At 40.4% G+C, this 7,374-nt stretch carries 6 protein-coding genes; 5 read left to right on the top strand and 1 reads right to left on the bottom strand.

All coding sequences use genetic code 11. The annotated features are described in order from the left end of the window. Positions 1-79 precede the first annotated feature (79 nt). Complete coding sequence (locus tag FD50_RS01010; RefSeq protein ID WP_054757841.1) at positions 80-715, bottom strand: YigZ family protein; 636 nt, start codon at positions 713-715, stop codon at positions 80-82. A 200-nt stretch (positions 716-915) separates the two neighbouring features. Here FD50_RS01010 and FD50_RS01005 point away from each other — a divergent pair, with 200 nt between their 5' ends. The 5 genes from FD50_RS01005 to prfB all read left to right on the top strand — a co-directional run bounded on the left by FD50_RS01005 (position 916) and on the right by prfB (position 7,276). After that, positions 916-2,148 (top strand): DEAD/DEAH box helicase family protein, encoded by a 1,233-nt coding sequence (locus FD50_RS01005; RefSeq protein WP_162256060.1) that lies wholly within the window; start codon positions 916-918, stop codon positions 2,146-2,148. Further along, complete coding sequence (locus tag FD50_RS01000) at positions 2,111-2,803, top strand: ComF family protein (protein ID WP_056959633.1); 693 nt, start codon at positions 2,111-2,113, stop codon at positions 2,801-2,803. The genes FD50_RS01005 and FD50_RS01000 overlap by 38 nt, the downstream gene beginning before the upstream one ends. Before the next feature lie 118 nt (positions 2,804-2,921). Further along, positions 2,922-3,473 (top strand): ribosome hibernation-promoting factor, HPF/YfiA family, encoded by a 552-nt coding sequence (hpf, locus tag FD50_RS00995; protein WP_056959631.1) that lies wholly within the window; start codon positions 2,922-2,924, stop codon positions 3,471-3,473. Between the two features lie 221 nt (positions 3,474-3,694). Continuing rightward, complete coding sequence (gene secA, locus FD50_RS00990) at positions 3,695-6,058, top strand: preprotein translocase subunit SecA (RefSeq protein WP_056959629.1); 2,364 nt, start codon at positions 3,695-3,697, stop codon at positions 6,056-6,058. 98 nt (positions 6,059-6,156) lie between these two features. Then, positions 6,157-7,276 (top strand): peptide chain release factor 2 gene (gene prfB / locus FD50_RS00985; RefSeq protein WP_228887824.1). Its coding sequence is split into 2 segments (ribosomal slippage): positions 6,157-6,228 and positions 6,230-7,276, totalling 1,119 coding nucleotides; the frame shifts between segments, so codons are not numbered across the junction. Positions 7,277-7,374: the final 98 nt, after the last annotated feature.

The raw sequence follows: 7,374 nt of genomic DNA, 5'->3' as shown, positions 1-7,374 counted from the left end.
AGAATTTTGACTTATGGAACACGTTTATCCGGAATAAAAGAGGGACTGTGACAAAAGTTAAATTTTGTCACAGCCCCTCTTATGCGTGATAAGGCAGCTCACGATAGCGGAGCTGCCCTTTTTTAATTTTAACTGCGTTATTAAGGAGCTCAATTACCTTTTTTTCAAATTGAGTGGCATTTTCTTGAGGAACGGCTACAGTTAGAGTGACACTCACAAGATACTCAGTGTTAATGAGTGAAATCGCTTCTGATTCAAGGAAATGTTGCAGTTTTCCCAGTTGAGGGTAAGCAATTTCGAGCTCAAGAATTTGCTGCGGTTGACAGATAACGATTGTTTCTGCGGTAAGTGCTTGGCTGGTAGCTTGGCTATATGCGCGAATCAAGCCGCCAGTACCTAGTTTAATTCCCCCAAAGTAACGGGTAACCACAGCAGTCACATTGCGTAAATTGTTTTTTTTCAAAACTTCTAAAATGGGATGTCCGGCAGTCCCAGAAGGTTCGCCATTATCACTTGAACGCTGGATTTCATTTTGCATCCCCAGCAGATAAGCAAAGCAATTATGGGTGGCTTTTGCGTGGGATGCCTTAACTTGTGTGATAAACTGGGTAGCTTGTTCTTCTGATTCTGTGCGCGCCACACTGCAGATAAAAGTTGATTTTTTAATTAATAATTCAGTCTGATGCTGATTCTTAACGGTAAGATATGTTTTCAATCAAATTCCTTCTTTTTACGTATTTTAATAATGGAAAGGGGGAGGATCAGCGTGACTGCGTCTAAAACAAATGCATATAATGAATTATTTGGCAGGTGGTTGACCGGTAGAAATGGTTTTACACCTATACAAGCAAACAAGCTGAAAATTATTGCACAACCAGCTCTTGAAGTTAGTGCTGGAAAAATAAGGTGCAGACGTTGTGGACAAAAAACCGGCAAAAAACGGCGCTGCTGCCGCATGGGCAGTATTATTGTCCCCGGTGTCTGAACTTCGGACGGCTTACTAGCTTAGATACATTATACACTATCAGTGAACCGAACTTTTTTGAACCACCTAAACAGATTTTAACATGGAAGGGACAGCTTTCACCTTATCAGCAAAAAACTGCTAAGCGCCTGTTGCAAACTATTGACCAGCAAGAAACCTTCTTACTGTGGGCGGTCACGGGTGCCGGAAAGACAGAAATTCTCTTTCCAGCACTGGCGCGTGCTTTTGCCCAGGGAAAACGCGTTTGTCTGGCTTCTCCGCGAATAGATGTGTGCAATGAGCTTTATCCACGATTAATGAGCGCTTTTTCCCAGATTTCGCTTGTACTGCTTCATGGACAACAACAGCAAAAATATCGGTATACACAACTTGTGATATGTACTACCCACCAATTGATTCGGTTTGTAGCTGCATTTGATGTGCTGATTGTTGACGAAGTAGATGCTTTTCCTTTTAGAAACAATGCTTGGCTTTCATATGCTGTGCAAACAGCCAGAAAAAAGAACAGTACATTGCTTTTGCTCACGGCAACTCCAACGAAACAACTTTTGCGGCAGGTTCACAAAGGAAGATTAGCTTTTGGGTATCTCCCATTGCGTTATCATGGATACTTGTTACCACAACCGCAAGTTTTTTGCGAAATGGCATGGAAGAAAAAAATTGCTAAGGGCGAAGTTCCTGCACGTCTCAAACGAATTCTCTTAACCTGGATAAAGCAGCAAAAACCTTTCTTAGTTTTTGTTCCACGAATAACTTTACTGGCACCCGTTTATCGTGCAATTTGCCGGGTTTTACCATCCAAAATTCAAGGAACCACGGTTCATGCAAGCGATGTACAAAGAAGTGCGAAAGTCGCTAAAATGCGTCTAGGTGAGTATCATTTTCTCGTTACCACAACGATTTTAGAGCGCGGGGTCACGTTTCCCCGGCTTAATGTAGTGGTTTTAGGAGCAGGTGATGAGATCTTTATGCAGTCAGTGCTAGTCCAAATTGCTGGGCGTGTAGGACGAAGCCGTGCGTGTCCAACAGGAGATGTTTATTTTATTTGTACAATGCAAAATACTGAAATCAAAGCAGCTTGTAAGCAAATTGCTTTTGTGAATAGAAAAGGACGGAGGATGAAAAATGAAATGCTGTCTGCTTTGCCAAAGAAGAAAATATGAACCGTTTAGCTTTGCTTGGCTTTTTTCACTGCAGTCCGAAAGTGATGCGCTGCTTTGTCAGCTTTGTCAAAGTGCATTTACACCGCTTAAAGAAAAGATTTGCACCGGTTGCGGGAGGGAAGGAACATATGTTAACTACTGTACAGATTGTCAACGGTGGTTGCAGACCGGAATATCAGAATTACTTTATAACAGAGCCCTCTATCGCTATAATGATGCAATGAAAAAATATTTTGAACAGTTTAAATTTGCAGGCGACTATTACCTGCGCATACTCTTTAAAAGAGAATTGGCACGTTTTTTGCGGCAGCGTTACCGCCAAGGGTGGCTTTTTGTTCCAATTCCAGTTACAGCAGAAACAGCTACTAAACGCTGTTTTAATCAAGTTGAGGGACTTTTTGAAAACGTTACTTTACACAAAGTGATTTACAGCAAGATAAAAAGCAAAAAACAGCAGTCATTGTTAAAGCGAAGGGCACGGTTGCAGACGCCACAGCCATTTGCAATTACTTCTCAAGATCAAAGCAGGTTATCAGGGGCAAAGGTGGTCTTAGTGGATGACATTTATACGACGGGGCGAACGTTGTATCATGCAAGGGCGGTGCTAAAAGCGGCGGGAGTTGCACAAATTCGGGCAGTTACATTAGCGAGATAGATAATATTATTTGTTAATTGTAACGTTTTCTTTTATAATATAATAAACGTTGATAGATCATAAGTGGTCTATCCTGCATGTTAAATGCAGTGTTTAGTTGTGAAAGGAGAGGTTTGTTATGCTAAATTACAATATCCGCGGGGAAAACATCGAAGTGACGGAGGCTATTAGGAATTACGTCCAGAAAAAGCTTAACAAACTCGAAAAGTATTTCGAGAATACTTCCGATTCAATTGCGCATGTAAACTTGAAGGTTTACTCGGATAAGACTGCTAAGGTCGAAGTTACAATTCCACTTCCTTATTTAGTACTACGCGCAGAGGAGACTTCACACGATATGTACGCGAGTGTCGATTTGGTTACTGATAAACTGGAACGACAGATTAGGAAGTATAAAACTAAGATAAATCGTAAATCACGTGAAAAAGGCTTCAAAGAATTTCAGTTTAATGATGAACAAAATACCAAGGCAAATGATGAAAATAAATTTGATATCGTACGCACAAAGCACTTCTCATTGAAGCCAATGGATAGTGAAGAAGCTGTTTTACAGATGGATATGCTTGGACATGACTTCTTTATTTATGAAGATGCAGAAACAAGCGCAACTAATATTGTTTATCGGCGAAAAGACGGACGCTATGGCTTAATAGAGGCAAGTGAGAAGTAGCAAAGCACTAAGAATAGACAGAGATAAAATATGTTTTTTATGACAGGCTATCCATTGATCGGATTAAGCCTGTTTTTGTGTCACTTATGAATAGTTAGAAGTTGTTTCAAAATACTTTAAAAGATGATAAAATACAACATGGTATACTGTTTTGCTGAAATTGATAAAGTTATAATGAATTTGAATGAGATTTAATGTTTTTTTGAGAAAGGAAATCTGACATGGCCAATGTCCTAAGAAAATGGGTTGAAAGTGATAAGCGCGAATTAAAGCGTTTAGGAAAAATAGCAGATAAAGTTGAAGCTTATGCTGATGATATGGAAGCACTAAGCGATGCTGAATTGAAAGCTAAGACACCAGAATTAAAAAACAAATATCAAGACGGAGCAACGCTGGATGATCTTTTGCCAGAAGCATTTGCGGTCGTTCGTGAAGGTGCAAAACGTGTTTTGGGGTTGTATCCGTTTCGTGTCCAGATTTATGGTGGAATTGTTTTGCACGAAGGCAATATTGCTGAGATGAAAACAGGTGAAGGTAAAACTTTGACGGCAACGATGCCGGTTTATCTAAATGCTTTAGCGGGCGAAGGTGTGCACGTTGTAACAGTTAATGAATACCTTTCAAGTCGTGATGCTAAAGAAATGGGTGAACTATATACTTGGCTGGGACTGACTGTTGGTCTCAATATTTCAGGTAAAACCCCAGATGAAAAAAGAGAAGCCTACAACTCAGATATTACTTATTCCACTAATAGTGAATTAGGCTTTGATTATCTGCGCGACAATATGGTAGTTTATCGCGAAGATATGGTGCAGCGTCCTTTGAATTTTGTGATTGTTGATGAAGTTGATTCGATTTTAATTGATGAAGCACGAACACCATTGATTATTTCAGGGCAAGCAGAACAATCAACTACTCTTTATACGAGAACAGATCGTTTTGCCAAAACGTTGACTGAAAAAGCAGATTATAAGATTGACCTTGAATCCAAAACAGTTTCTTTAACTGAAGAAGGGATTAAAAAGGCTGAAAAATATTTTGGATTAGAAAATTTATATGATCCTGATAATACGGCCTTGACACATCATTTGGACAATGCTTTACGGGCTAACTTCATCATGTTGCGCGATAAAGATTATGTGGTTTCAAACGGTGAGGTTTTAATTGTTGATCAGTTTACCGGTCGAATCATGGAAGGCCGTCGTTATTCAGATGGTTTACATCAAGCCATTGAAGCAAAAGAGCATGTTGAGATTCAACAAGAAACCAAAACAATGGCAAATATCACTTATCAGAACTTTTTCCGGATGTACAAAAAAATTGCCGGAATGACTGGGACGGCGAAGACTGAGCAGGAAGAATTCCGCGAGATCTATAACATGGAAGTTATTTCGATTCCGACCAATAAACCAGTAATTCGCGAAGATCGGCCTGATTTGTTGTATCCAACGCTAAAAAGCAAGTTTAAGGCAGTGATCAACGATATTCGGGAACGTCATGAAAAGGGACAACCAATTTTGGTGGGGACAGTTGCAGTTGAAACTTCTGAACTGCTTGCGCAATTGCTTGATCAAGCTGGGATTCCACATGCAGTTTTGAATGCTAAAAATCATGCAAAAGAAGCCGAAATTATTATGAATGCTGGACAACGTGGTGCAGTTACAATTGCGACCAACATGGCTGGGCGTGGAACAGATATCAAGCTTGGACCTGGTGTTCGTGAAGTCGGAGGCTTGGCTGTTATCGGAACTGAGCGGCATGAGTCACGCCGGATTGATAATCAGCTGCGTGGACGCTCTGGCCGTCAAGGAGATCCAGGACTGACACAATTTTATCTTTCATTAGAAGATGATCTGATGCTACGTTTTGGTTCTGAGCGGGTGAAAGCGATTCTTGAAAGGTTCAAAGTGGCTGATGAAGATGCTGTAATTCAAAGCAAAATGATTTCACGTCAAGTTGAATCAGCGCAAAAACGAGTTGAAGGAAATAACTATGATACTCGTAAGCAAGTTTTGCAATATGACGATGTTATGCGTGAACAGCGTGAAGTTATTTATGCACAAAGACAACAAGTAATCATGGAAGATGAATCACTTAAGCCAGTAATTATGCAGATGATCAAACGCACGGTCGCACATATTGTCCAAATGCACACTCAAGGTGAACAAAAAGACTGGAATTTGCAGGCAATCCTTGATTTTGCAGTTGCGGCGATGGTTAATGAAGATAGTATTACTTTGTCTGACCTCCAAGGCAAAGATCCAGATGCAATTGTGGCATATTTAGTAGATCGAGCAGAAGCTAATTATGCCCTCAAAGAAAAGCAACTTTACGATGCATCTCAAATGTTAGAGTTTGAAAAAGTTGTTGTTTTGCGTGTGGTTGATTCACGTTGGACTGATCATATTGATGAGATGGATCAGCTGCGACAATCAATTGGATTGCGTGGTTATGGTCAGTTGAATCCATTAGTAGAATACCAAACAGACGGTTTTAGAATGTTTGAACAAATGGTGGGTGACATTGAATATGATGTGACGCGGCTCTTCTTGAAAGCAGAAATTCGACAAGATATCAAACGTTAAACAAAAATAACAAAAGAGAAGAGGGAATCTTAGTATGCGGTAACTAAACGTACTGAGATTCCCTCTTGAATTAAACAACTAGAAAGGATAGATAACTGATGGATAATGGGGAATACAAAAAGATTATTGAAAAAATGAAAAAACAAGTCGCTGACTTTAGGGGGTCTCTTTGACTTAGATAGTCTGAATGAAAAAATTTCTGAAAATGAAGAGCAGATGGCTGCTCCTGATTTTTGGAGCGATCAACAGAGTGCTCAAAAAGTTATCGCGGAAAATAATCTGTTAAAAACAAAATATGATAACTTCAAGCTGCTAGCTAATGCAGTGGACGATATTGAAGTGCTCTTTGAACTTTTGCAAAGCGATCCAAGTGACCAAGAATTATTGACGGAACTTGACAATAAAATTGCAATAGTTCAGAAAAAGATGAATAGCTATCAGTTAGAATTACTGCTTAATGGCAAATATGATAAAAATAATGCACTGCTAGAGATTCATCCTGGGGCTGGCGGCACAGAGTCGCAGGATTGGGGAGCCATGCTGTTGCGCATGTATGATCGCTGGGCTCAGCAGCATGCCTTTGAGGTGGAGTTGCTTGACTACCAAGATGGCGATGAAGCAGGGATTAAGAGTGTTTCATTGCGAATTAAGGGAGAAAATGCGTATGGTTATTTGCGAAGCGAAAAGGGTGTTCACCGGCTGGTACGGATCTCACCGTTTGATGCTGCTGGCAGAAGACACACCTCATTTGCATCAGTAAATGTCATGCCGGAACTTGCAGATGACGTTGAGGTCGAACTACGGCCTGAAGAGATTCGGATGGAGGTTTTCCGTGCAAGTGGAGCTGGGGGACAGCACATCAATAAGACTTCTTCCGCGGTGCGTCTGATTCACGAACCGACCGGAATTGTGGTTTCCAGTCAAGCTCAGCGTTCGCAATTTCAAAACAGAGCAACGGCAGAAAGTATGCTGCGTTCGCGCCTTTATGAGCTGAAGTTAGAAGAACAAGAGAAAAAACGAGCGCAGATTCAAGGAAAGCAACTTGAAATTGGTTGGGGTTCTCAGATTCGCTCCTATGTTTTTCATCCTTATTCTTTGGTCAAGGATCATCGAACAGATTACGAGACAGGTAACACTCAGGCAGTGATGGATGGTGACCTTGATGGTTTTATAAATGCTTACTTGCAGTTTGAACTTCAAAAAGAAAACCCCCAATAAGGTAATTGAAACTTAAACGTAATATGATTGTAATATCACTCTTTTTATTAATGATATAATATCTGGGTGCGTAGCCGAATATGGGGGGGAAAGTCCTT

This window comes from Liquorilactobacillus satsumensis DSM 16230 = JCM 12392, assembly GCF_001435195.1.
Classification (GTDB): domain Bacteria; phylum Bacillota; class Bacilli; order Lactobacillales; family Lactobacillaceae; genus Liquorilactobacillus; species Liquorilactobacillus satsumensis.
Note: the sequence above shows the minus strand (reverse complement) of the source record. Positions and strands in the feature narration are given on the sequence as shown.